Source organism: Amycolatopsis sp. NPDC043887 (genome assembly GCF_056435665.1).
Genome location: NZ_JBWKEB010000029.1, coordinates 1 through 22,761 on the forward strand (window position 1 = coordinate 1; position 22,761 = coordinate 22,761).

24 protein-coding genes are annotated in these 22,761 nt (G+C 69.0%); 9 read left to right on the forward strand and 15 right to left on the reverse strand.

Going from position 1 to position 22,761, the window contains the following annotated elements; translation table 11 throughout:
* Positions 1–351 precede the first annotated feature (351 nt).
* Both AC069H_RS41135 and AC069H_RS41140 read right to left on the reverse strand, forming a co-directional pair.
* A complete protein-coding gene (locus AC069H_RS41135) occupies positions 352–1,266 on the reverse strand; it encodes a 2-hydroxyacid dehydrogenase (protein WP_478235929.1) in 915 nt (304 codons plus the stop codon).
* Positions 1,267–1,294: 28 nt separating this feature from the next.
* Complete coding sequence (locus AC069H_RS41140) at positions 1,295–1,651, reverse strand: VOC family protein (protein ID WP_478230186.1); 357 nt, start codon at positions 1,649–1,651, stop codon at positions 1,295–1,297.
* Between the two features lie 126 nt (positions 1,652–1,777).
* Here AC069H_RS41140 and AC069H_RS41145 point away from each other — a divergent pair, with 126 nt between their 5' ends.
* Both AC069H_RS41145 and AC069H_RS41150 read left to right on the forward strand, forming a co-directional pair.
* Positions 1,778–3,526 (forward strand): proline--tRNA ligase, encoded by a 1,749-nt coding sequence (locus AC069H_RS41145; RefSeq protein WP_478230187.1) that lies wholly within the window; start codon positions 1,778–1,780, stop codon positions 3,524–3,526.
* Positions 3,526–4,452 carry a DUF8017 domain-containing protein gene (locus tag AC069H_RS41150; protein WP_478235930.1) on the forward strand — a complete coding sequence of 309 codons (927 nt, stop codon included), beginning with the start codon at positions 3,526–3,528 and terminating at the stop codon, positions 4,450–4,452. The genes AC069H_RS41145 and AC069H_RS41150 overlap by 1 nt, the downstream gene beginning before the upstream one ends.
* A 32-nt stretch (positions 4,453–4,484) precedes the next feature.
* Here AC069H_RS41150 and AC069H_RS41155 read toward each other — a convergent pair whose 3' ends face one another.
* From AC069H_RS41155 to AC069H_RS41170, 4 genes are all read right to left on the reverse strand, one after another.
* Positions 4,485–6,698 (reverse strand): bifunctional lysylphosphatidylglycerol flippase/synthetase MprF, encoded by a 2,214-nt coding sequence (locus AC069H_RS41155; protein WP_478235931.1) that lies wholly within the window; start codon positions 6,696–6,698, stop codon positions 4,485–4,487.
* Between the two features lie 71 nt (positions 6,699–6,769).
* Entirely contained in the window at positions 6,770–7,618 is an 849-nt protein-coding gene (locus AC069H_RS41160) for a DUF8017 domain-containing protein (RefSeq protein WP_478235932.1), read from the reverse strand.
* Positions 7,615–8,526, reverse strand: a complete 912-nt coding sequence (locus AC069H_RS41165; protein ID WP_478235933.1) for a DUF8017 domain-containing protein — start codon at positions 8,524–8,526, stop codon at positions 7,615–7,617. The genes AC069H_RS41160 and AC069H_RS41165 overlap by 4 nt, the downstream gene beginning before the upstream one ends.
* A 9-nt stretch (positions 8,527–8,535) precedes the next feature.
* The gene (locus AC069H_RS41170; RefSeq protein WP_478235966.1) at positions 8,536–9,222 is read right to left on the reverse strand and encodes an HAD hydrolase-like protein; all 687 of its coding nucleotides are present in this window, start codon (positions 9,220–9,222) and stop codon (positions 8,536–8,538) included.
* Positions 9,223–9,349: 127 nt separating this feature from the next.
* On the opposite strand from AC069H_RS41170, the gene AC069H_RS41175 reads away from it, so the two are divergent.
* Positions 9,350–10,348, forward strand: coding sequence for a YhgE/Pip domain-containing protein (locus tag AC069H_RS41175; protein ID WP_478235934.1), 999 nt, complete (start codon positions 9,350–9,352; stop codon positions 10,346–10,348).
* Here the strand turns inward: AC069H_RS41175 and AC069H_RS41180 are convergent.
* The 3 genes from AC069H_RS41180 to AC069H_RS41190 are packed head-to-tail and all read right to left on the reverse strand — an operon-like array spanning position 10,286 to position 11,965.
* Complete coding sequence (locus AC069H_RS41180; protein WP_478230193.1) at positions 10,286–10,696, reverse strand: secondary thiamine-phosphate synthase enzyme YjbQ; 411 nt, start codon at positions 10,694–10,696, stop codon at positions 10,286–10,288. The genes AC069H_RS41175 and AC069H_RS41180 overlap by 63 nt on opposite strands.
* A gap of 5 nt (positions 10,697–10,701) precedes the next feature.
* The gene (locus tag AC069H_RS41185) at positions 10,702–11,391 is read right to left on the reverse strand and encodes a DUF3626 domain-containing protein (protein WP_478235935.1); all 690 of its coding nucleotides are present in this window, start codon (positions 11,389–11,391) and stop codon (positions 10,702–10,704) included.
* Between the two features lie 10 nt (positions 11,392–11,401).
* Positions 11,402–11,965, reverse strand: coding sequence for a helix-turn-helix domain-containing protein (locus AC069H_RS41190; RefSeq protein WP_478235936.1), 564 nt, complete (start codon positions 11,963–11,965; stop codon positions 11,402–11,404).
* A 31-nt stretch (positions 11,966–11,996) separates the two neighbouring features.
* On the opposite strand from AC069H_RS41190, the gene AC069H_RS41195 reads away from it, so the two are divergent.
* Positions 11,997–12,527, forward strand: coding sequence for an N-acetyltransferase family protein (locus tag AC069H_RS41195; RefSeq protein ID WP_478235937.1), 531 nt, complete (start codon positions 11,997–11,999; stop codon positions 12,525–12,527).
* 319 nt (positions 12,528–12,846) lie between these two features.
* On the opposite strand, the gene AC069H_RS41200 is transcribed toward AC069H_RS41195, so the two are convergent.
* The 5 genes from AC069H_RS41200 to AC069H_RS41220 all read right to left on the reverse strand — a co-directional run bounded on the left by AC069H_RS41200 (position 12,847) and on the right by AC069H_RS41220 (position 17,379).
* A complete protein-coding gene (locus AC069H_RS41200) occupies positions 12,847–13,491 on the reverse strand; it encodes a response regulator transcription factor (protein ID WP_125673115.1) in 645 nt (214 codons plus the stop codon).
* A gap of 8 nt (positions 13,492–13,499) precedes the next feature.
* Positions 13,500–14,762, reverse strand: coding sequence for a sensor histidine kinase (locus tag AC069H_RS41205; RefSeq protein ID WP_478235938.1), 1,263 nt, complete (start codon positions 14,760–14,762; stop codon positions 13,500–13,502).
* A gap of 185 nt (positions 14,763–14,947) precedes the next feature.
* Positions 14,948–15,148: a hypothetical protein gene (locus tag AC069H_RS41210; RefSeq protein ID WP_340687415.1), complete on the reverse strand. Its 201-nt coding sequence runs from the start codon at positions 15,146–15,148 to the stop codon at positions 14,948–14,950.
* 10 nt (positions 15,149–15,158) lie between these two features.
* Positions 15,159–16,274 carry a fatty acid desaturase family protein gene (locus AC069H_RS41215; RefSeq protein ID WP_478235939.1) on the reverse strand — a complete coding sequence of 372 codons (1,116 nt, stop codon included), beginning with the start codon at positions 16,272–16,274 and terminating at the stop codon, positions 15,159–15,161.
* 13 nt (positions 16,275–16,287) lie between these two features.
* Positions 16,288–17,379, reverse strand: coding sequence for a ferredoxin reductase (locus AC069H_RS41220; RefSeq protein ID WP_478235940.1), 1,092 nt, complete (start codon positions 17,377–17,379; stop codon positions 16,288–16,290).
* Between the two features lie 89 nt (positions 17,380–17,468).
* On the opposite strand from AC069H_RS41220, the gene AC069H_RS41225 reads away from it, so the two are divergent.
* The 5 genes from AC069H_RS41225 to AC069H_RS41245 all read left to right on the forward strand — a co-directional run bounded on the left by AC069H_RS41225 (position 17,469) and on the right by AC069H_RS41245 (position 21,824).
* A complete protein-coding gene (locus AC069H_RS41225) occupies positions 17,469–18,125 on the forward strand; it encodes a TetR family transcriptional regulator (protein ID WP_478235941.1) in 657 nt (218 codons plus the stop codon).
* Between the two features lie 180 nt (positions 18,126–18,305).
* Positions 18,306–19,412, forward strand: coding sequence for a Re/Si-specific NAD(P)(+) transhydrogenase subunit alpha (locus tag AC069H_RS41230; RefSeq protein ID WP_478230200.1), 1,107 nt, complete (start codon positions 18,306–18,308; stop codon positions 19,410–19,412).
* A complete protein-coding gene (locus AC069H_RS41235; RefSeq protein ID WP_007032801.1) occupies positions 19,412–19,711 on the forward strand; it encodes an NAD(P) transhydrogenase subunit alpha part 2 in 300 nt (99 codons plus the stop codon). Before AC069H_RS41230 ends, AC069H_RS41235 begins: the two co-directional genes overlap by 1 nt.
* Positions 19,708–21,093, forward strand: coding sequence for an NAD(P)(+) transhydrogenase (Re/Si-specific) subunit beta (locus tag AC069H_RS41240; RefSeq protein ID WP_340687420.1), 1,386 nt, complete (start codon positions 19,708–19,710; stop codon positions 21,091–21,093). The genes AC069H_RS41235 and AC069H_RS41240 overlap by 4 nt, the downstream gene beginning before the upstream one ends.
* The gene (locus AC069H_RS41245) at positions 21,090–21,824 is read left to right on the forward strand and encodes a lipoate--protein ligase family protein (RefSeq protein ID WP_478235942.1); all 735 of its coding nucleotides are present in this window, start codon (positions 21,090–21,092) and stop codon (positions 21,822–21,824) included. The genes AC069H_RS41240 and AC069H_RS41245 overlap by 4 nt, the downstream gene beginning before the upstream one ends.
* A gap of 101 nt (positions 21,825–21,925) precedes the next feature.
* Here AC069H_RS41245 and AC069H_RS41250 read toward each other — a convergent pair whose 3' ends face one another.
* On the reverse strand, positions 21,926–22,654 hold the full coding sequence (locus tag AC069H_RS41250) for an Lsr2 dimerization domain-containing protein (protein WP_478235943.1): 729 nt from the start codon (positions 22,652–22,654) through the stop codon (positions 21,926–21,928).
* Positions 22,655–22,761: the final 107 nt, after the last annotated feature.

Here is a 22,761-nt window from a genome sequence, read left to right on the forward strand (position 1 = left end):
GTGGGTGGAAAGAGGGGGAGTGGGGGTGGGGGGCAGGGGTGGCGTTCTGAGTGAGGGGAAGGGGGGGGGGGGGGGGGGGGGGGGGGGGGGGGGGGGGGGGGGGGGGGGGTTGGGGGAAAACCCCAACCCCCCCCCCACGACCACCCGGACCGGCCACGCTGCGGTGCCCGTAGCGCTCACCTGGCCACAAGGCTTGTGGAGGGCCTGTGCTTCACGTGCGTGGGGTACGCGGAGCCGGCTTGCTCCTTGGCGCGCCGAGGTCGAGGCGTGTTGCGAAAGCCACAGTGACGCCTCCGGCGGGGGAGCGACACCTCGGCTCGGAGACAGGGCTCGTGAGTGGCTAGGACGGTTCTAACCGTCCTTACCGTTCACGAGGTTCAGCGGCTCCTCGTCGGCGGCGTACCGGCGCAACTGCTCGGCGACCAGCCGCTTCGCGCGCGGGTAGAACGACGCCGACCCGCCCGCGATATGCGGCGTGATGATCACTCCCGGCGCCGTCCACAGTGGATGCCCGGCGGGCAGCGGTTCCGGATCGACGACGTCCAGCGCGGCACGAAGACGCCCGGAGACGGCCTCGGCCGTGAGCGCCGCGGTGTCGATCGCCGAGCCCCGCCCGACGTTCACCACCAGGGCGCCGTCCGGCAGCGCGGCGAGTTCCGCGGCACCGAACAGGCCCATGGTCGCGGGCGTTTCGGGCAGGATCAGGACCACGATGTCGGCGGACGGCAGCAGTTCCGGCAGTTCGGCCACACCGTGCACGCGTTCCGCGGGCCGGGCCGTGCTCGCCACCCTGGTCACGGTCGCTTCGGCGGCGACCAGTTGCCGCTCGATGGCCTGGCCGATCGAGCCGTGGCCGACCAGCAGCACCCGGCTGTCGGCCAGCGAACGCGTGTGCTCGCGCTCCCACGACGCCGTCGCCTGCTGCGCGAACCAGCGCGGCAGATCCCGCTGCGACGCGTGGATCAGCGCCAGCGCGTGTTCGGCCACGCTGAGGTCGTGCAGGCCGCGGCCGTTGGCCAGCCGTACCCCCGCCGGCACCAGCGGGATCAGCTTCTCGACCCCGGCCGACAACGACTGCACGAGCTTCAGCGACGGAAGCCGGGAGAGCAGCTTCATCGGCTCGGCACCGGTGTCGTACGGCAGCACGTAGACCTCGACGTCATCGAGGCCCTCGTCCGGCAGCGGACCCCTGCCGTCGTAGAGCCGCGCGCTCAGCCCCTCGGGCAGCTCGATGTCGGACCAGGGCAGGATGGCTCGCTCCGTCATGCCGCCATTCTGGCCGTCACGACCGGCGTCACCCTCCGTGGGCCGCGACGCAGAACTCGTTGCCGACGGGATCGGCCAGCACCGTCCAGGCGAAGCCCGGCATCTCGTGCCTGTCCAGCTTCTTCGCGCCCAGCCCGACCAGACGCTCCACCTCCTTCTCCATGTCGTCGGTACCGAAGTCCATGTGGACCCGGTTCTTGCCCGCCCGCTCCTCCGGCACGCGCTGGAAGGCGAACACCGGCCCGTTCTCCTTCTTGGCGTGCAGGATCAGGAACTCGCCGTCGTGGTCCTGATCCACCTCGACCCCGAGCGCCTTCGTCCAGAACTCCGCGAGCCCGCGCGGATCCGCGCAGTCGATCGTGACCATGCCCAGTTCGATACCCATGGCGGCACGCTAGCGGCGCCCACCGACTGAACCGGGCGCCCGCGATAACCGGTTGAACCGTCCCCGGGCGGGGTGACTACGCTGCGCAGAACGTCTCAGCACGTAATTCCAGCGAGGAGCCCAGAAGTGATCACCAGGATGTCGTCGTTGTTCCTTCGCACCCTGCGTGAGGATCCGGCGGACGCCGAGGTACCGAGCCACCGGCTCCTGGTACGCGCCGGCTACGTCCGCCGGGTGGCCCCGGGCGGCTACTCCTGGCTGCCGCTGGGCCTGCGGGTGCTGCGCCGTATCGAGAACGTCGTCCGCGAAGAGATGAACGCCATCGGCGCGCAGGAGATCCAGTTCCCCGCGCTGCTGCCGAAGGAGCCTTACGAGGCCACCGGCCGTTGGACCGAGTACGGCGACGCGTTGTTCCGTCTCAAGGACCGCAAGGGCGCCGACTACCTCCTCGGCCCGACGCACGAAGAGCTCTTCGCGCTCACCGTGAAGGGTGAATACAGCTCGTACAAGGATTACCCGGTCGTCCTGTACCAAATCCAGACGAAGTACCGCGACGAGGCACGCCCCCGCGCCGGCATCCTGCGCGGCCGCGAGTTCGTCATGAAGGACTCCTACTCCTTCGACCTCGACGACGAGGGCTTGACCAAGTCGTACGAGCTGCACCGCCAGGCGTACACGAAGCTGTTCGACCGCCTCGGCATCGAGTACGTCGTCGTGAAGGCGACCTCCGGCGCGATGGGCGGCTCGGCCTCCGAAGAGTTCCTCGCCGTCGCCGAGACGGGCGAGGACACCTACGTCCGCAGCACCGAATCGGGGTACGCGGCCAACGTCGAAGCGGTCACCACGCCCGCTCCCGAGGCGAAGCCGATCGAGGGCCTGCCCGAGGCGAAGGTCCATCACACGCCGGACACCCCGACCATCGAGTCGCTGGTCACGTTCCTCAACAACGCAGACCTCGGCCGCACCTTCACCGCCGCGGACACGCTCAAGAACGTCCTGGTGAAGACCCGCCAGCCGGGCGCGAAGGAGTGGGAGCTGCTGGCCATCGGCCTCCCCGGCGACCGCGAGGTCGACACGAAGCGTCTCGAAGCGTCGCTCGAGCCCGCCGAGTTCGAGCTGCTCGAAGAGGCCGACTTCGCCAAGAACCCCTTCCTCGTCAAGGGCTACATCGGCCCGAAGGCGCTGAAGGACAACGGCGTCCGCTACCTGCTCGACCCGCGCGTCGTCGACGGCACCGCTTGGGTCACCGGCGCCGACGAGCGCGACCACCACGTGGTCGACCTGGTCGCGGGCCGCGACTTCACCGGTGACGGCACGATCGAGGCCGCCGAGGTCCGCGAGGGCGACGCGTCGCCCGACGGCAAGGGCACCCTGGTCGCCGCGCGCGGTATCGAGATCGGGCACATCTTCCAGCTGGGCCGCAAGTACGCGGACGCGTTCGAACTCGACGCGCTGGGCCCGGACTCCAAGCCCATCCGCATCACCATGGGTTCGTACGGCGTCGGCGTCTCGCGGCTGGTCGGCGTGCTCGCCGAGCAGAACCACGACGACCTCGGCATCGTCTGGCCGCGCGAGGTCTCGCCGTTCGACGTGCACGTCGTCATCGCGGGCAAGGACGAGACGGTCGCCGCGGGCGCCGAGAAGCTCGCCGCCGAACTGGACGCCGCCGGCATCGAGGTCGTCCTCGACGACCGCAAGGCCACCCCCGGCGTGAAGTTCGCGGACGCCGAACTCGTCGGTGTGCCGACGATCCTCGTCGTCGGGCGCGGCCTGGCGAACGGCGTCGTCGAGGTCAAGGACCGCCGCACCGGCGACCGCGAGGAGATCGCCGTCGACGCCGTCGTGGAGCACCTGGTCAAGCTCGTCCGTTCGTAATGTTCGGCAAGAAGCGCCGGGATTCCCCAGGCTACGAGGACAACGCGGCGCTGGACGGGTTCGGGGGCTATCAGCCCTCGGACTCGTCCGGCTACACGCCCGCTCCCGAGACCCCGGCTCCTGAACCAGAGCCGGAGAAGCCCGCGAAGCAGCCGATGTCGCGGAGCGGGCGAAGGGCCATGTACGGCTTCTTCGCGACGATCGGTGTCATCGCGGTCGCCGCGCTCGCGAACAACAGTGACAGGTCGTCGGACAGCAGCGCGCCGACCACCCGGGCCCCGGTCGTCTACACGCCTTCGCCTCGGGTCGTCGCGCCGCCGGTGACCGAAGGCTGGCAGTCGGTGGCCGGGAAGGACGGCGTCTACGCCTACGACGTCCCGCCGAACTGGACGCCGAAACCCGGCACGATCCACGGCTGGGAGAAGGGCACCCAGGTCCCGGGCATCACCATGGTCGCCAGCGCCTTCGTCGGCGAGGGTTACTGCCCGCAGGAGAAGCGAAGCAGGCTCGGCGGCGCCGGCGTGGCGAACGTGAAGGTCTCCGATCCCGCCACTGCGGCGCGGAAGGCGGTCGACGACCTCGCGGTCAGCGCCTACAACCCGGAGAACGGCCCGCTGACCGCCAAGATCACCCCGGAACCGCCCCAGACGACCGAGTTCACCCTCGGTACCGGCAAGAAAGTCCCCGCGAGCATCGTTCTCGCGGAGGTCGTCACCCCGCCGGGACCGTGTGGCGCCCAGCGCGCCCTGGTCGGAGTGATCGCGCCGGAACTGGGCGAAGCCTCGGCGGCCCTGGCCGTCTATTCGGGCCAGGACGCGCCGGGCGGTGCGGACCGCGAGCTGATCCTGAAGATCCTCAAGACCTACCGGGGTGTCCCGGAGGCCGACCGCAAGACCATCACGCCGCCGCCTTCGACCCTGCGCTGAGGCTGACGAACCCGCACCGGCCGTAGGCCCCACTATCGCGGTGGCAGGGCGCCCTGTTCGCCCACCGCGACGTGGGCTACCAGCCCGCGCCCCGCCGACGTCGCTCGTGGACGCGGGTCCACCGATAGGCGCTGAGGTTTCTTGCCCGACCGCGCGAGCTTCGCCAGCCGCAGCAGCCCGGTGTTCGGCAGATACGCCCGGCCGAGCGCGATCCCGATCCGCGGCAGGTCCGCCTCGTCGCGGAACGCGAGGTACAGCGGCACGTGGCGCGGCTGGAACTTCGCCTTGAACGCGTGCAGCGAACGGAAGCCGTAGAACGGCTCCATCATCGTGCCGAGCGCGTCCAGTACCCGCTCGACGGCGTGCGCGGGTTCGCCGGAGCTCGCCAGCGGGGCGCCGGACAGCGAGACGAACTTCGCGCCTTCCTCGCGGAAGGCCAGGCACGACGACGCGATCAGGAACTCCATCGACGGGCGGAATCCGTCGGCGCGTTTGCGCATGACGTCGAGTGTCCAGCCGCCGATCGCGCCCGCGCCGGTGTGGACCGGCAGCCACGATGTCACGCCGTGGACCACGCCGTCGGCGTCCACCGCGAGACCCACGCGGGTCTCGGGATCCATCGCCTCGTCGACCCCGCCGAGGGTGAAGCCCATTTCCGGCATGCCCTTGTCGCTGATCCACTCCTCGGAGATCGCGCGGACCTGCGAGATCACCGCGCGTGGCTGGTCGGCGAGCCGGACGAGCCGGAACTCGATGCCGTCCTTCTTGGCCCGGTTGAGCGCGGTCCGCACGTCCTGCCAGCGCTTGCCACGGAACTCCAGCGTTTCGAGTTCGATCAGGGTGTCCTCGGCGACCTGGACCTGCTTCCAGCCGAGCTCTTCGGTCTTGGCGGTGATGTCGCCGGTGGCGGAGAACAGGCACGGCACGAGACCGGTGTTCTCGCACATCGTGATGAACTCGGCGATCGTCCGGTCGGCGGCGCCGTCCGGGGCGATCGGGTCGCCGAGGGCGATGGCGACCCCGGCGTGCCGCCGGTAGGCGAGGTAGGACTTGCCGTCCGCGGCCACGAAGTACGAGTTCTGCGGCCAGGTCGTCATCCACGAAAGCGTGCTCCCGCCGTGGCGGCTGAGCAGCGTGCGGGCCAGCGCGGGGTTGCCCATCCGGCCGAGACGGCGGCACTTCCGTCGCGACGGCACCCGGAAGGCGCCACGCGAAGAGACCAGCAGCGCGAATTCGACCGTCCAGAGCAGGTTGTCCACGAAGAACAGCGGCGGATCCACCACGCCGGCGTCCTCACCGAAGATCTCCGCCAGCGTGAGCACCCCGCCGTAGACCATCACCTGCAGGATGACGAACGAGGTCAGGATCATCGCGCACCACCAGGCGACCTGGCTGCCCTTGCGCAGGCCGTTCATGATCGGCACCACGATCAGGCACAGGACGACGACTTCCCAGGTGGACAGCGAAAGCTCTTCGGACGAACCGAAGGGGCCGTTGCCCGGTACGAAGGACATCACCAGTTCGGCGACCGTCAGCACCAGCAGACCGGCCACGACGTAGAACCGCCACTCGCGCAGGCTCGGCCGCCGTTCACGCGAGGAATCCTTGGCACCGAGCAGCTTCCGGCCGAACGGCAGGGCGAGGACGAGGGCGAAGAAGTGCACGAGGTCGGCGAGCGTGCCGACGAAGATGATCGCGACCCCGGCGTAGACGCACAGGCCGGCACGCAACCGCAGGCGCCACGGCGGGCGCAGGGTGGCGCTGGCGACCGCGACCGCGGCGAGCGCGCCGCCGGAGAACCCGACGTCGAGGCTGCCCGCGACCCGTTCCGCCCATTCCCAGCCGGAGTTGCGGCTCAGCGCCAGGAACTGGACCGCCACGAGCACACTGACGAACTGGCCGCCGATGGCGACGGCCATCGCCCGCCGGGTGCCGAGCCGCCATTCCGCGAACCCGGCGAACAACGCGAAGCTGAGCACCATCGGCAGGTAGTACAGCGGGACGACCGCGAACAGCGGTCCGGTGAACAAGGTCCACCACCGGCCTGATTCGAGCGACGGCAGCCCATACGCGATGTACGGGTACACCGCGCGGTCCTCGGCGGCCGACCAGAGCGCGCCCGTGGCCAAGGCGAGCGCGAGCATGGTCAGCGTGACGAGGCTGGTGAAAGGCAGCCGGTGCCTCAGCACCGTGGCGATCTTGTGCGTCCGGCCCGGCGCGGCCGTCCCGCTTCCCCCTTTTGGCATGGAACTCAAATTAGGTCCGGGAGGTGCTCGGACACATCCGGCACGGGACCCATTTTTCCCTTAGGGGCGTGCTACTCGCGACGGATGCTCTCACCCATCTTGAGGACGACACCCCTGGCTATCGCGCCGGGGATCTCCTGGTCCGCCAGTACCAGGAGGACGTGGTAGCGGCCTGATCCGGGCAGCGCGCGCAGGGGGAGGGCGATCGCGGTGATCGCGACCGACGGGGCGGGGCACGGGCCGTCCGGGGCCGGGACGACGGTGGTGGTCACGGCGGTGGCGGTCGTCCCGCCGTCCAGGAGCGGCACCGGACCGGTTTCGCCGATCTCCGCTTTCGGGGAGCGTCCGTACGCCGCTTCGGCCCAGCGCAGCGTCGTTTCCTCGGCGGCTTGGGCGAGGCCGCCGACTTCACCCTCGTCGATGCTGGTGAATCCCGCCGTCGCGCGTGCCGAGAGATCGGTGGGGCAGAAGGCGCGGCGGAACCGCGCGACCCCCTGCAGGGTGACGAGGTCCCCGGCCGGAGTCTCGTAGCCGATGGCGACGTCGGGCTCTTCGATCTTCCAGCCGGGCGGGACGTCGTAGACGAACGGGTGATCGTCGGACACCACCGGTTGCCAGCCCGCGATCACGGGCCGGATCCGCGTGGCGGGCGCCGGGTCGGACAGGACGAGATCATGGGCGGACGGCGGTGGAGGCGCGGTCTTGGCCTGGTAGGTGGCCGTCGTACCGACGGCGAGGACGACGGCCAGCCCGAGGACACCCAGCGTCGGCCTGATGCGGAAGCGACGGCGCGGCGGGACGGCGTCCCGGACGACCGGGAGCGGCCTCGTCTGCTCGGCTTCGGTTTCGAGTGGCTGCCCGGTGAGCGGATCGACGAACCACGGCCGAGGTTCGTCGATCCGCCCACCGGGGCCGGTCATTGCCGCGGCCTCAAACTCGCGAGGATCTTCTGGGCGTCCGCCTCGGGCAGCGCGTCCGGTGTGCCCTGGTCGATGGCCATGACGAAGCAGATGGTCTGGTCGCCGGACTTGAACGCGGCCGAAGTGACCTTCACGCTCGGCGCCCGGCAGTCCTCGGTTTCGGCAGGGGTGAACGTCCCGGTCGAGCTGACCGCCTGGATCGACCCGCTCGCGATCGGCACCTGCGTGATGGCGGGCATCGGGACGTCGGGCTTGCCGGTGGCGGACTGGATCCAGAGCCGGACGGCGCCCCTGGCGGCGTTCTCGACCGGGATCCGGTCCGCGGTGGCGAAGCCGACGACACCGCGGTTCGAGCCGCGGGCATCCGGGCAGGCGCCGAGTTTGTACGTCGACGCCTCGTGGATGACCATCTTGAACTCGCCCTCGTTGTAGCCGACGATCTGGCCCGGCTTGGTCTCCCAGCCCGACGGGGGCAGGTCGTAGGCGGTTTTGTCCTTCACTGACAGGATCCCCTGCCAGCCAGGCGTCGTCGAGGGCACTTTGTTGTCCTTCGGGGCACCACTGCTCGAGGACGGCGGCTTCGACGCCGAAGACGACGGCAGCACCGGCGCGGAGGAAGGCGGCGGCCCGGCCTGGGGCTGCGGCTCTTCGCCGTCTCGCAGGACGAAGAAAAGTGTGGCGCCCACTGCGATCACCAGGACCAGCGCGCCGAGGCCGATCCACAGCCCCTTGTTGCCCTTCTTCGGCGGCTCCGGCGCGAACCCCTGGTACGTCTGCTGCGGGAACTGCTGGTAACCCTGGTACTGCTGCTGGGCGTACTGGGGTGGGTAGCCCTGCTGCGGGGGTTGCTGCTGGTAGGGCTGTTGCGGTTGCTGCTCCGGCCAGCCGTTGCCGCCTGGGTATGCCATGAAGCGAGCTTAGTTAACGTCCCCGAGCACGGCCGCACGTACCGCTGCCAGGTCGGACAGGTCTCCGAGCACGGTGTGCGCGCCCGCGTCGGCCAGTTCCTCCGCGCTGAACTGCCCGGTCGCCACGGCCACCGCGACGGCGCCGTTGTCGAGCGCGGCCCGCACGTCGTCCGGGGTGTCGCCGATGACGACGACCGACGCCGGCGCGAAATCGGTGCCGTGCTTCGCCGAAGCGTGGCCGACGGCGGCGGGCACCAGATCGAGGCGGTGCGCCGAGAGCGAGCCGTAACCGCCGATCTCGAAGTCCACGTGCTCGTGCAGGTCGAACGCGGTCAGCTTGTGCACGGAGATCTCCGGCAGATTCCCGGTGACCAGTGTCTGGACGACGCCGCCATGCGTCGCGAAGGCGTTCAGCGCGTCCTTCGCGCCCGGGAGCGCCCGGCCGCTCGAAGCCAGTGTCGGGGCGTGGCTCTCGGAGACCGCGATCAGCGCGAGCCAGAGCTTGCGCACGTTCTCCTCGGTGGGCTCGACGCCGTGCGAGGTCAGGATGTCCGCGCTGATGGCGCGTTCGGTGCGGCCGCCGAAATTCGGCAACGCCCGCAGCTCGACGCCGGCGACCTCGGCGAGCGCGGTCGTGTACCAGGCGGCGCCGATGCCGCGCAGGTCCACGAGGGTCTGGTCGATGTCCCACAGCACGAGCCGGTGCGGAGTAGTCACGCGGTCGACGGTACCGGTGAGCTTATTCAACGTCTGTTGACTTCCGTGGGCGAGAGGCCTACCTTGACAGCTAATTCAACAGACAAAGAATAAATGGAGGACGGTCATGTCGAACCGTCGCCCCGCCGGGGCCTTCGCCTTACTCGCCGCGCTGGCCGGTGCGCTGGTCGCCGTCGTGCTCGGCTTTCTCACCTTCGGCGCGCAGGCCACCGTCGCGCCCGACGGGCTGCCCATCGCCGTTGCCGCGCCCCCGGGTCCCCTCGAGGCGGCCGCGCAGGGGATCGCCTCCCGTGGCGGCGGCCAGGTCTCGTGGCGGGTGACCTCACCCGAGGAGGGGCGGAAACTGTTGGCGGACAAGGAGGTCTACGGCATTCTCGAACTGCCGTCGACGGTCGTGGTCTCCGGCGCGGTGAATCCGTCCGGAACGCAGATCGCGCAGCAGGTACTGACCGGCGCCGCGCAGGCACTCGGCGGGACGCCGAAGGTCGAAACGCTATATCCCGCGAGTGCGGCGGGCCGGGTCGCGCCGCTCGCGTTGAGTGCGCTCGCTTGGGTCGGCTGCCTGGCCGCGGGCGCCGTGCTGATCCTGGCCGGACGACGGATCGGCAGGGATGCGGGAGCCGCCGCACGCTTCACACAGATCGTTTCGGCGGGCGTGCTGGTCACCGGTGTGCTGGCCGGGTTCCTGAAGCTGTGGGACCCCGCGCTCCCGCTCGGCTGGGACGTCCTGGGCTTTCTTTTCCTGTCCTCGACCGCGTTCGCGGCCCTGCAGACCGGCCTGCTGCGACTGCTCGGCGTACGGGCGATGGCGATCCTCGGCCCGCTGTACCTGGTCGCGCCCGCCGTCGCGGGTCAGGTACCGGAGCTGCTGAACCCCGCGTACCGCGCGGTGCTGTGGTCCTGGACGCCGTTCCGGTTCGCCGCGGAAGGGCTCCGGAGCCTGCTGCAGGGCGTGCCCGGCGCGCCGGACGTCACGACCGGGGTGTGGGTGCTCGGCGGACTGCTCGCGGTAGGGCTGGTGCTCGCGCTGTGGCCGGGCCGGTCAGCCCTCCAGAAGGCTGAAGCGGACACGCCGGACCGGGTTGTCCAGGTTGGTGTCCACTAGGCAGACCGACTGCCAGGTGCCCAGCGTCATCGCCCCGCCGAGCACCGGGATCGTCGCGAACGGCGGCAGCAGCGCGGGCAGGACGTGGTCACGGCCGTGACCGGGACTGCCGTGCTGGTGCCGCCAGCGGCCGTCGCGGGGGAGCAGTTCGTCGAGCGCCGTGAGCAGGTCTTCGTCGCTGCCGGCGCCGGTCTCGAGGATCGCCAGCCCGGACGTCGCGTGCGGGACGAAGACGTGCAGGATCCCGTCCTCGGCGTCCGCGTCGCGCAGGAAGGCCTCGGCGTCCTTGGTCAGGTCGTGCACCACGGCCACGCTGCCGGTGCGCACCTCGATCTCCGTGGAATACATGCTCTTCACGGTAGTGCCCCGAAGCGCGCCACGTAGTGCCAGACGCGTTTGAGGGCCTGCTGGTCGACGTCGCGGGCTTCGCCGAGGACCCGAGGGTCGAGGTAGCCGTCTTCGGCCAGTGCCAGGCCGAGTTCGACGAATTCGGGACCACGGTATCCGGGATGCCGTTCGAGTTCTTCGGTGGACAGGCGGAAACCGGGATGCCATTCGACCGGGCAGCCGAGCCTCGACGCGGCCTTTTCGACGTCGGTGCCGCGGTGGCTCGGGTCGAGAACGAGGGCTTCGACGTCCTTCGTGAGATCGACCGGACCGTGGACGTGTGCCTCGATGTAGTCGTCGAGAAGATCGGAGTCGTCCTGCTCCGCCAGCGCGATCAGTGCGGAAACCCTGGTGCCGCAGCCGAAATCCGCCGGGTTCAGCTTCGGTCGTTCGGCGGCGGGCGCGTCGTCGTAGGCGCCGCCGAACATCCGGCTCTCCCAGTGCCGGCGATCTCCGCCGGGATGCGCGGTGAGTCCTCCGTTGCTCGTCCCGGTTTCGAACTGGTTGCGGTAGAACCCGTCCTCGGCCATCGCCGCCAGCGGCGGACGTCCGTCTATTGTGGACCTGTCCGGATGGAAGTGCAGCGTCACCGGCAGCCCGGCCTCGTGCCCACCGCGTGCTTTCGCCGCGACGTACGCAAGTGCCCACTGGTTCATCAGCCGAGTATCAGGCGTGCCGCCGGGCGAGGGCGACCAGATATCGGACCGGTTCGCCGGTCGGGTTGACGTAGGCGCACGGTTTGGGGGTGCCGAGCTGAAGGCAGTCGCCGGCGTCGAGTTCGTGCTCGACGTCGCCCTCGCGGAAGCGCAGATGCCCGTCGAGCACCCAGATCTGGTGATGGGTCAGCGCATAGGTGTGGGCGGGGAAGGCGACCTCGGCGCCCGCGGGCAGCACGACCTCGACCAGTTCCAGCGGCCCGCCGAGCGTGGGCGACACCGCGCGGCGCACGTACCCGGTGTCGGGGTCGGTCCAAGCCGGCTGATCGGCGGCGCGCACGACGCGCCGGTCGCCGTGTTCGGCGCGGGCGATCAGCTCGGACAACGTCATCCCGAGCGCGGCGGAAAGCCTGCTGAGCAGGACCGCCGTCGGCTGCGCCTCGCCCCGTTCGATCTTGCCGATCATCGCCCTGGACACGCCCGACATCTCGGCGAGGGCGTTGGCCGAAAGGTTCTGGTCGAGTCTCGCGGACTGGAGCGTCGCGGCGAGCGACGCGGACAAGGGATCGGACATGCTGCTCACTATAGTGGCAGTCTCGGTTACTATGGTCTCCATGGTGATCAGGGATGCGACGGAAGCCGACGCGACGGCGTGCGCGGAGATCTACGCGCCGTATGTCACCGACACGGTGATCTCGTTCGAGACCGAGCCGCCCAAGCCGGACGAGATGGCCGAGCGCATCGCCAAGGCACAGCGAGCACACGCATGGCTTGTGCTCGAAGACGACGAAGGCCGTGTCGCCGGCTACGCCTACGGAGGCCCCTTCAGCGGCCGCCCTTCTTATCGGTGGTCGTGTGAGGTCAGCATCTATCTGGAGCTCGGCCGCCGGAGGACAGGCGGCGGACGCGCGCTTTATCAGGCGCTGCTGGACAGGCTGGCGTCGCGCGGTTTCCGGAACTTCTGCGCGGGAATGGTGCTCCCGAACGACGCGAGCGCCGGGCTGCACCGCGCGCTGGGCTTCGAGCCGGTGGGGACGTACCGGCGGATCGGGTACAAACACGGGGCATGGCGCGATGTCGCGTGGGTGCAGCTGTGCCTGCCGCAGCCGGACGGGGTTCCGGTGGAACCTCGATAAGCCGGGGCCGAAGGGGACTTTCCCCGCATGCGATGACGCTGTTGGCGAATTCGTGGCCTGGCGGTTCACGTCGACGGACATCATCCGTGATCGGACACCGATCTCGCGTGGCTGGAGGCGGAACTCGCCCATGGCCGGATCCGCCGTGAGTTCCGTGTCCGATCACGCGAGATCGCCCTCCAGTCACGCGTGTTCGCCTTAAGATCACGCGACGACCGGGATCCTCCGCGCAGCCACGAATGCGCCAACAGGCTCGTGCGATGCAGCGAAAGCGCCCTTCATCGCACGAGATGCGCGAAGGTCCCTTTCGGCCCTCTGCTTAGGACTCCAGATACCGCAGCACGGCGAGAACCCGTCGGTTGTCCCCTTCGGACTGGGGCAGCGCCAGCTTCCCGAAGATGCTCGATACGTACTTCTCCACCGAGCCCGCCGAAAGGAACAGCGCCGCCGCGATGGCCGAGTTCGACCGCCCTTCGGCCATCAAGCCCAGCACTTCACGCTCCCGCGGCGTCAGACCGGCGAGCGCGTCCGTCTTCCGGGTGGCGGTGAACAGCTGGCTGACCACTTCCGGGTCGAGCACGGTCTCGCCGTCGGCCACCCGCCGGAGCGCGTCGAGGAAATCCGACACCTCCGCGACGCGGTCCTTCAGCAGGTAGCCGACACCGCCCGCGCGGTCCGCCAGGAGTTCCGTCGCGTACTGCGTCTCGACGTACTGCGAGAACAGCAGAATCGCGCATCCCGGCAGTTCAGCGCGCAGCGCGATGGACGCGCGCAGCCCCTCGTCGGTGTGCGTCGGCGGCATCCGGATATCCACAATGGACACATCGGGGCGGTGTTCACGCACCGCCGCGCACAGGCTGTCCCCGTCGGCGACGGCCGCGACGACCTCGTGCCCCCGAAGGTTCAGCAGTTCGACGAGCCCCGCCCGGAGGATGGCCGAATCCTCCGCGATCACGACGCGCACGCCGCCCCCTATTTCCGTATCGGTATTTCCGCGCTGATCACCGTAGGCCCTCCCGGAGGGCTGTCGATGTCGAGCCCGCCGTCCACCGTCGCGAGCCGCTCGGCGATCCCGGCGATCCCTCCGCCGCGTACTGGCCGGGCCCCGCCTTCGCCGGCGTCGCGCACCACGAGCCGCAGGTCTTCGCCGACGATACCCACGTCGACCTCGATCGCGGAGGAAGTGTGTTTGGCGGCATTCGTCAGCAGCTCGGCCACGGTGAAGTAGACGATCGTCTCGATCGACGGCGAAGGCCGGTCCGGCAGGTCCACGGTGATCCGCGCGTCGATGCCCGAGCCGGCGGCCAAAGTGGACAGAGCGACGTCGAGGCCCGCGTCGAGCGCGGCGGGATGGATCCCTCGGGCGAGGTCGCGCAGCTCGACCAGGGCTTGTTTCGCGTTGGCGTGCGCGGCTGTGACCAGGGCGGTGACCTGCTCGATGTCGCCGCCGCCTGCCAGCTCGTCCTTCGCGATGCCGAGTTTCATCGCCAGCGCGACCAGCTGGGCCTGCGCGCCGTCGTGCAGGTCGCGTTCGATCCGGCGCAGCCGCCGCGCCGCGTCGTCGACCGCGGTCGCGCGGCTGCGTTCGAGGTCGCGGACGCGTTGGGAGAGGTCCTCGGCGCCGAGGACTCCGCGCACCAGCAGGCGGTCGAATTCGGTGAGACCGTGGACCACCCACGGCATCGCCAGGAGGACGGCCAGCCCGGTGACGGCGAGCGGCAGGGTGAGGGGCCAGGTGTCGACGCGGAGGTCGAACGTCGGCATGGCCTCGCCGTTCAGGGTGAACCAGAACAGCGGATAGCTCAGCGTGCTCACGGCGTACACGAAGAGGGTCGCGACCAGGAATAACTCGATCAACGACAGCGGTAGCCGGATCATCAGATAGGCGATCGACCGCCAGCCGAGCGGATCCCCGAGCCGCCCTTTCACGCCGTTCCAGAGGCCTGGCCGCGGTTCGGGCCGGGCAGGCGGGGTGACCGTCGTCCCGAGCAGGGCACGCGCCAGGCCGACGTGGGCGATGCCGATCAGCCGCGCGCCCGCCAGGACGCCGATGAGCACCGGCAGCCCGATGGTGAGCAGGCTCAGGCCGAAGCCGAGGAGCAGCCCGACGACGACGAGCACCACGAACGCCAGCGTCAGCGGCGCACCGATGATCACCCATGCCAGCTCGGCCCAGTACGCGCGGCTCAGCTGTGCGCTGAGGACGCGTCGAGTCAGGGCGAGGTGGGTGATCACGGCTTCAGCCTGCCGTGGCCACCCGGCTCGTGCCCATCCGGTTTTCCGTAATCTTCGTCTAGAACTCACTCCGGCGCGCTCGTGCCGTCACCCGACAGCGATCACGACTGTGTGGATTTCTGGTCATCCAACGTCCCGAAATCCACACAGTCCCGCATAGCCGACCTCAGCCGGGCGCGACTCCGCTAGTCTTCGCGGCTCTCGTCCGCCTGCGCCCGCTGGGACGCCTCGCGCATCTCGATGACGTCCGTCAGCCAGTCGCCGGTCTCGCGGGCGATGTCCCGGATCGCGCCGGTGATGATCGTCGCGATGTTGCCGATGTGGGTGGCCGCGGACTCGGTGACCTCTTGGACCACGTCCTTGGTGCTTTCGAACTGACCGACCATGTCAGACACCTTAAGCCGCTCGGAGGGTCTTGTCGCTCTCCACGGTAGCCGGTGTGCGGGGCTCACCGTTCCACGGAAGGGCCAGTTTCACGATCTTCTTCGCCACCGAGAACAGCTGCTTGTGCAGGGGGCCGGTGTTGTACGGCAGGCCGTACTTCTCGCAGATCGCCCGCACCTCGCCCGCGATCTCCGGGTAGCGGCGCGCCGGGATGTCCGGGAACAGGTGGTGCTCGATCTGGTGCGAGAGGTTCCCGGTCATGATGTGGAAGAGCTTGCCGCCGGTGATGTTCGCCGAGCCGAGGATCTGCCGCAGGTACCACTGGCCCCGCGACTCGTTCTCGGTCTCCTCCTCGGTGAAGCTCTCGACGTCGGCGGGGAAGTGCCCGCAGAAGATGATCGAGAACGCCCATAGGTTGCGGGTCAGGTTCGCGGTGGCGTTGCCCAGGAAGGTCAGCGGCGCGAGCGGACCGGTCAGCAGCGGGAACAGCACGTAGTCCTTGCCGACCTGGCGGCCTGCCTTCTTGAGCATCTTCAGGCCGACCTCCTTGTTGTCCGACCACTTGCGCTCGCCCTTGACGACGCGGTCGAACTCGAGGTCGTGCAGCATGACGCCCCACTGGAAGAACAGCGCGAGCAGCGTCGCGTACACCGGGTTGCCCAGGTAGTACGGGTTCCACTTCTGTGCCGGGTCCATCCGCAGGACGCCGTAACCGATGTCGCGGTCCTTGTCGAGGATGTTCGTGTACGTGTGGTGGATGTAGTTGTGGGAGTGTCGCCAGTTCTCCGACGGCGCGACGGTGTCCCATTCGAACTTCTGCGAGCTCAGCGCCGGGTCGCGCGTCCAGTCGTACTGGCCGTGCATGACGTTGTGGCCGATCTCCATGTTGTCGAGGATCTTCGCCACCGAGAGCGCGGTCACCCCGGCGACCCACGCCGGCGGGAAGAACCCGGCGAACAGCAGCCCGCGGCCGGCGACCTCGAGCGCGCGCTGGGTCTTGATGACGTTGTGGATGTAGTCGACGTCGGCCTGGCCGAGATCGGCGACGATCCGCCGCCGGATCTCGTCCAGTTCGCGGCCGAACTCCTCGACCTGGGCGGGGGTGAGCTTGTCCTGCAAGCCGGTCATCACGGGCTCCTTTCTAAGCGTTGATCTCGACGTCCCCGACCGGGACGGAGATGCAGAGCTGGATCTCTTCGTTCTCTTCGCTGGAGGTCTCGCCGGTCTTGGCGTTGCGCACGCAGCCGGAGGTCTTGATCTGCGTGCAGGAGAAGCAGATGCCCATCCGGCAGCCGTGTTCCGGGCTGAGCCCCGCCTCTTCGGCCTGCTCCAGCAACGGTTTCCCGGAGTTGGCGAACTCGCGGCCGCTGCGCGCGAACCGCACCTGCCCTTCCGCGTTTTCGGTGTCGAAGGTGAGCGCCGGCGGCGTGAACTCCTCGGTGTGCAGATGTGCACCCAGGCCGTCGGCCTCGAAGACTTCGCGGACCGAATCCATCAGTGGCTTCGGACCGCACAGGAAGGTTTCGGCGTCGGGGTACCACGGCGCGGTCTCGGCGAGGTGTTCCTTCGAGAAGAACCCGTGCAGGTCCCCGCCGGTCTTGGCGTGAGTGAACGCGTGTACCACCCGCAGTCCCGGCAGGCGGCGCGCGAGGTCGGCGAGTTCGGCGCGGTAGAGCGCGTCTTCGGCGCCGTTGGAGTAGTGCAGGAAGGCGAGATCGCCCTCGTGTTTCTCGTCCGCCAGCGTGCGCAGCATCGACAGGACGGGAGTGATCCCGCTTCCGCCGCTCAGCAGCAGGATCCGCCGGGGCCTCGGCGATGGCAGGGTGAACTCGCCGTCCGGAGTGGACAGTCCGAGCACCGAACCGATGGTGACCGTGCGGTTCAGGTGCCGCGAGACGAGTCCCCGCGGGTCGGCCTTGATGGTCAGTTCCAGTGATCCGTCGTGCTCCGAACCGGCGGGCGAGTAGCACCGGGTCCGGCGGACGCCGTCGATCTCGACGGTCACCCGCACGTACTGGCCCGCGACGTGTCCGCGCCAGGCGCGGCTCGGCCGGATGGTCAGCGTGACCGTGTCGGGCGTCTGCCGCCGGACGCCGGTGACCAGGCCGCGGATCTCACGGCGGACCAGCATCGGATCGACGAGTTCGAGGTAGCGGTCCATGCCATGGGGCGTGAGCAGGGCCTCGGCCAGCGAGGCCAGCCGCCTGGCCCTGCGCGGTACCAGTGCCGTCATCACTTCTCCCAAATTCAGTGAACGCTTGTACACTCAATAGTGAAGTGGCGATGGTCGCGCTTGTCAACGCGAGAGGAGGGCGATGTGACGTGAGTGATACCGCCGAGACGATTACGCTGTCCGTCGTGACAACGGAGCCCGTTTCCCGGCAGGAGCGCAAGCAGCGCACGCGGCAGGCGCTGCTGGACGCTGCCCTGGATCTGGTGGCGGAACGAGGGTTCTCCGGGCTCAGTCTGCGCGAGGTGGCGAAGCAGGCCGGGATCGTGCCGACGGCGTTCTACCGCCATTTCGCGTCGATGGACGAACTGGGCGTGGCGCTCGTCGAGGAGTCGATGCGCACGCTGCGCACGATGATCCGGTCGGCACGCACCAAACCGGCCGCGTACAACGACATGATCAGGACGTCCGTGCGCATCCTGCGCGAGCACGTACGCGCGCACGAGGACCACTTCCATTTCCTGACCAGGGAGCGTTACGGCGGCACGGGACCGGTCCGGCAGGCGATCGCGTTCGAACTCAAGCTCTTCGTCAGCGAGCTCGCCGTCGACCTCGCGCGGTTCGACGATCTCCGCGAATGGAGCACCGAAGACCTCCACCTGCTCGCCGACCTGATCGTGACGACCATGCTCACGACGGTGCTGGAGCTGCTCGAAACACCTTCGCGTGACGACGAGATCGTGCGCACGGCCGAACGGCGGCTGCGGCTGATCTTTCTGGGCGTGCCGAACTGGCGCAGCGTTCCGTGATGCGGAAAGCGCTGCCATAAGCCCCTTATGACGTCGCGCACCTGGATCGATGGCTGGATCGATCGTGATGATCGATGTCACGGAAAGATGCCGTCCGGATACGTTCAGCCAGGAGAGTTGTCGGCTGGGCGTGGTAAGAAGTGCGGGTTCGTGTGGTCCTCTCCAGCGAGGAGGTCGCCTGTGGCGGCAGAGAACGAGCAGCTCACGGTCGGTGTGGTCCGGGAAACCGGACAAGGCGAACGCCGTATCGCGCTGGTACCGAAACTCATCGAGCGCGTTTCCGGACGCGGACTGCGGGTGGTGGTCGAGCCCGGCGCGGGCGCCGGCGCGCTGCTCGCCGACGAGACCTTCGAGCAGGCGGGAGCGGTGATCGGCGATCCGTGGGATGCCGACATCGTGGTGAAGGTGGCGCCTCCGAGCGCGGCCGAAGTCGCGAAGCTCAAACAGGGCACCATTCTCATCGGCTTCCTGAATCCGAGGGGTGATCCCGGCGGGATAGCGGCGCTCGAATCGGCGGGCGTGCGCGCCTTCGCCGTCGAGGCGATCCCGCGGATCTCCCGCGCGCAGGCGATGGACGCGTTGTCGTCGCAGAGCAGCGTCGCGGGCTATCGCGCGGTCTTGCTGGCCGCGGAGAAGCTCACCCGCTTCTTCCCGATGCTCACCACCGCCGCCGGGACGGTGCCACCGGCGAAGGTGCTCGTGCTCGGCGCCGGTGTCGCCGGGTTGCAGGCCTTGGCGACGGCGAAACGGCTCGGCGCGCAGACCACCGGGTACGACGTCCGGCCCGAGGTCGGCGAGCAGGTGAAGTCGCTCGGCGCGAAATTCCTCGACCTCGGCATCGAGGCGGTCGGTGAAGGCGGGTACGCCCGCGAGCTGACCGACGAGGAAAAGGCCGAGCAGCAACGCAGGCTCACCGAGGCGATCACGAGGTTCGACGTCGTGATCACCACCGCGCTCGTCCCCGGCCGCCGGGCGCCGGTCCTCGTCACCGCCGACGCGGTGAAGGGGATGCCCGCCGGCGGTGTCGTGGTCGACCTCGCCGGAGAGTCCGGCGGCAACTGTGAACTGACGAAACCGGGTGAGGAGGTCGTCGAGCACGACGTCACCATCTGCTCGCCGCTCAACCTCGCCGCGGAGATGCCCGCGCATTCCAGCGAGCTCTACGCGCGCAACGTCACCGAGTTGCTCGAACTGCTCGTCGACAAGGAAGGCAAGCTCGCGCTCGACTTCTCCGACGAGATCGTCGCCGGGGCCTGCGTGGCCGGAAAAGAAGAAGGAGGCGAGTGATGCTCGTAGGCAGTTTGGCGATCCTCGTACTCGCCGGATTCGTGGGCTTCACGGTCATCTCCAAGGTGCCCAACACGTTGCACACCCCGCTCATGTCGGGCACCAACGCGATCCACGGCATCGTCCTGCTCGGCGGGCTGATCGTGCTCGGCCTCGGGGTCGACGGCGTACTGAACAAGATCCTGCTGGTGATCGCGATCGCCTTCGGCACGATCAACGTGGTCGGCGGCTTCCTCGTCACCGACCGGATGCTCTCGATGTTCAAGGCGAAGAAGCCGGAAGACGGTGGTGACAAGTGACGACCTTCATCGCCGTCCTCTACATCATTTCCTTCGCGCTGTTCATCTACGGCCTCATGGGCCTGACCGGTCCGCGCACCGCGGTGCGCGGCAACTGGATCGCCGCGGTCGGCATGGGCATCGCGGTGATCGCGACACTGCTGACGCCGGGCATGGGCAACTGGCTGCTCATCGCGCTCGGCGTCGCGATCGGGGTCGTCGTCGGCGTGCCGTCCGCGCGCAAGGTGAAGATGACCGCGATGCCGCAGATGGTGGCGCTGTTCAACGGCGTCGGCGGCGGAGCGGTCGCGCTCATCGCGTGGGTCGAGTTCCGCACCACCGAGGGCTACGCGCACGAGCCCGCGTACGTCGCGATCGCGTCGTTGTTCGCCGCGATCGTCGGTTCGGTGTCCTTCTGGGGCTCGAACATCGCGTTCGGGAAACTGCAGGAACTCATCTCCGGCCGCCCGATCACGCTGGGCAAACTGCAGCAGCCGGTGAACGCCCTGGTGCTGATCGCCGCGATCGTGCTCGCGGTCGTCATCGCGAGCGGCGGTGACGCCGAACTGCTGATGATCGGCCTGCTGGTCGCGGCGGGCGTGCTCGGCGTGGTGGTCGTGCTGCCGATCGGCGGCGCGGACATGCCGGTCGTCATCTCGTTGCTGAACGCGCTCACCGGATTGTCGGCCGCGGCCATGGGGCTCGCGCTCGACAACACCGCGCTGATCGTGGCGGGCATGATCGTCGGCGCTTCGGGGTCGATCCTGACGAACCTGATGGCGAAGGCGATGAACCGGTCGATCCCGGCCATCGTCGCCGGCGGGTTCGGCGGCGGCACGGCGGTCGCGAGCGGTGGATCCGGTGAGGTCCGGCCGGTCCGCAGCACCAGCGCGTCCGACACCGCGATCCAGATGGCGTACGCCAACAAGGTCGTGGTCGTGCCCGGCTACGGCATGGCCGTCGCGCAGGCGCAGCACGTGGTCCGCGAGATGGCGAAACTGCTGGAGGCCAAGGGGATCACGGTCGCGTACGCCATCCACCCGGTGGCGGGCCGGATGCCGGGGCATATGAACGTGCTCCTCGCCGAGGCCGACGTCCCGTACGAGCAGCTCAAGGAGATGGACGAGATCAACTCCGAGTTCGCCCAGACCGACGTCGCGCTGGTGATCGGCGCGAACGACGTCACGAACCCGGCCGCGGAGACCGATCCGGGCTCGCCCATCTACGGGATGCCGATCCTCAAGGTGAACCACAGCCGGTCGGTGATCGTGCTCAAACGCTCGATGAGCTCGGGCTTCGCCGGCATCGACAACGAGCTCTTCTACGATGCGAAGACCAGCATGCTCTTCGGCGACGCCAAATCGTCGGTGGGCGAGATCGTGGAGGAACTCAAAGCACTGTGATCGGTCCCTCGGAAGTCGTCGCCTCGTTCGACGACCCGGCTGACAACCTCGCGTTCGACGAAGCCCTCCTGCGTGCCGCACCGGAGGCGCCGGTCCTGTGGATCTGGCGCAACACCGACTGTGTGGTCGTGGGGCGGGGGCAGAAGATCGAACGCGAGGTCAAGGCCGACGTCTGTGCGAGCGACGGCGTCCCGGTGCTGCGCCGGGCCAGCGGCGGCGGCACCGTGTTCCACGATCCCGGCAATCTCAACATCACGCTCGTCCTGCCGGGACCGTCGGACAGACCGCTGGAAGCACTCGGGGAACTGATGACCGCGACGGTGGCCGAACTCGGGCTGCCGTCGCGGCTCGGTGATCGCGGCCTGTTCGTCGGTGACGCGAAGCTGTGCGGTTTCGCCGTGTTCCGGACGAGAACGGGCTTGCTCGCGCATTCCACGCTGCTCGTCTCGACCGCGGCGGAACGGGTCGGCCGGTATCTCGCTTCGGCACCCTCGGACCCCCGGCCGCTCGACTCCCATCGGAGCCCGGTCGCGTCGCTCGCCGAGCATGGCCTGCGCAAAGGTGTTGCCGAAGTCACGGCCGCGGTCCGCGTGGCGGCGGCCGCGCGACTGGGTGAACTCACCATCCGGAAGCCCTCGGCCGAGGAGCTGGAGCGGCACCGCTCGCTCCAGCACACGCGGTATCACTACCAGGAATGGCATGCCAAGGGCGCTCAGCGTCCGGGCTCGTGAGTGGTAAGGACGGTTAGAACCGTCCTTACCACTCACGAGCCCCATGCAATCGGGCCCTCTTCACAGAATTGTGCGAGAGGGCCCGATCGGTATTTCGGGAACTATTTTTCCGTGGCCGAGAAAGTCACGGCGGGCACCTTGCGGGCGGCGCGCGTGGTCTTCTTCGGCTCCGCGGCCTTCTTCACCGGAGCCTTGGCGGCGGCCTTCGGTGCGGCCTTGGCAGCCGTCGTCTTCGCGGCAGCTGCCTTCGGAGCGGCCTTCGCGGCTGTCGTCTTGGCCGTGACCTTCGGCGCCGCCTTGGCCGTGGTCTTGGTCGCGGCGGCGGTCTTCGCGCGACTGGCCGGAGCCTTGGCCGAGGTGGCCTTCGCCGCCGTGCCGCGGGCCGACTTCGCCTTGGCGGCAGTGGCTTTCGCCGTGGTCTTGGCAGGAGCCTTGGCCTCCGCCTTGGCGGCGGTGGTCTTCGCGGCGGCGGTCTTGGGAGCGGCCTTGGCGGCGGCGGGCTTGCGGCCCGCGACCCCCTTCGAGGCGGGCTTGCGGCCCGGCTTCGCGGCCGTCTTCGCCTCGGCCTTCGCGGCGGTGGCCGCGGTCTTCGGGGTCGACTTGGCCACGCGCGCGCCCTTGGGCCGCTGCACGACCCGCGGCCGCAGCTTGCGTCCGCCGATCCGGCGGCCGTTCTCCACATAGGCACGCAGGATTTCCCGGAGTGCGGTGGCGTTGTCGGCCGAAAGGTCGATGTCGTAAGCGATTCCGTCCAAACCGAAAGCGACCGTTTCTTCGGCCGCCTCGCCGGTCAGATCATCCAGCAAATGCACAGCAGTGTTCCTGGCCATGAAAAACCTCCCGCGCTCGATCGTTCTACTGCGTAACCGGCACGGCGAAACCTGACCCGCGGCTGATGACTCACGCAGCGACACGAGGATAGCGGCAGGTTGCGCGA

What these genes read in the sequence shown, in the direction of transcription:
- AC069H_RS41135 (WP_478235929.1), bottom strand. Translation starts at nt 1,266, where the DNA reads ATGACGGAGCGAGCCATCCTGCCCTGGTCCGACATCGAGCTGCCCGAG.
- AC069H_RS41140 (WP_478230186.1), bottom strand. Translation starts at nt 1,651, where the DNA reads ATGGGTATCGAACTGGGCATGGTCACGATCGACTGCGCGGATCCGCGC.
- AC069H_RS41150 (WP_478235930.1), top strand. Translation starts at nt 3,526, where the DNA reads ATGTTCGGCAAGAAGCGCCGGGATTCCCCAGGCTACGAGGACAACGCG.
- AC069H_RS41155 (WP_478235931.1), bottom strand. Translation starts at nt 6,698, where the DNA reads ATGCCAAAAGGGGGAAGCGGGACGGCCGCGCCGGGCCGGACGCACAAG.
- AC069H_RS41160 (WP_478235932.1), bottom strand. Translation starts at nt 7,618, where the DNA reads ATGACCGGCCCCGGTGGGCGGATCGACGAACCTCGGCCGTGGTTCGTC.
- AC069H_RS41165 (WP_478235933.1), bottom strand. Translation starts at nt 8,526, where the DNA reads ATGGCATACCCAGGCGGCAACGGCTGGCCGGAGCAGCAACCGCAACAG.
- AC069H_RS41175 (WP_478235934.1), top strand. Translation starts at nt 9,350, where the DNA reads ATGTCGAACCGTCGCCCCGCCGGGGCCTTCGCCTTACTCGCCGCGCTG.
- AC069H_RS41180 (WP_478230193.1), bottom strand. Translation starts at nt 10,696, where the DNA reads ATGTATTCCACGGAGATCGAGGTGCGCACCGGCAGCGTGGCCGTGGTG.
- AC069H_RS41185 (WP_478235935.1), bottom strand. Translation starts at nt 11,391, where the DNA reads ATGAACCAGTGGGCACTTGCGTACGTCGCGGCGAAAGCACGCGGTGGG.
- AC069H_RS41190 (WP_478235936.1), bottom strand. Translation starts at nt 11,965, where the DNA reads ATGTCCGATCCCTTGTCCGCGTCGCTCGCCGCGACGCTCCAGTCCGCG.
- AC069H_RS41195 (WP_478235937.1), top strand. Translation starts at nt 11,997, where the DNA reads ATGGTCTCCATGGTGATCAGGGATGCGACGGAAGCCGACGCGACGGCG.
- AC069H_RS41210 (WP_340687415.1), bottom strand. Translation starts at nt 15,148, where the DNA reads ATGGTCGGTCAGTTCGAAAGCACCAAGGACGTGGTCCAAGAGGTCACC.
- AC069H_RS41215 (WP_478235939.1), bottom strand. Translation starts at nt 16,274, where the DNA reads ATGACCGGCTTGCAGGACAAGCTCACCCCCGCCCAGGTCGAGGAGTTC.
- AC069H_RS41220 (WP_478235940.1), bottom strand. Translation starts at nt 17,379, where the DNA reads ATGACGGCACTGGTACCGCGCAGGGCCAGGCGGCTGGCCTCGCTGGCC.
- AC069H_RS41235 (WP_007032801.1), top strand. Translation starts at nt 19,412, where the DNA reads ATGCTCGTAGGCAGTTTGGCGATCCTCGTACTCGCCGGATTCGTGGGC.
- AC069H_RS41250 (WP_478235943.1), bottom strand. Translation starts at nt 22,654, where the DNA reads ATGGCCAGGAACACTGCTGTGCATTTGCTGGATGATCTGACCGGCGAG.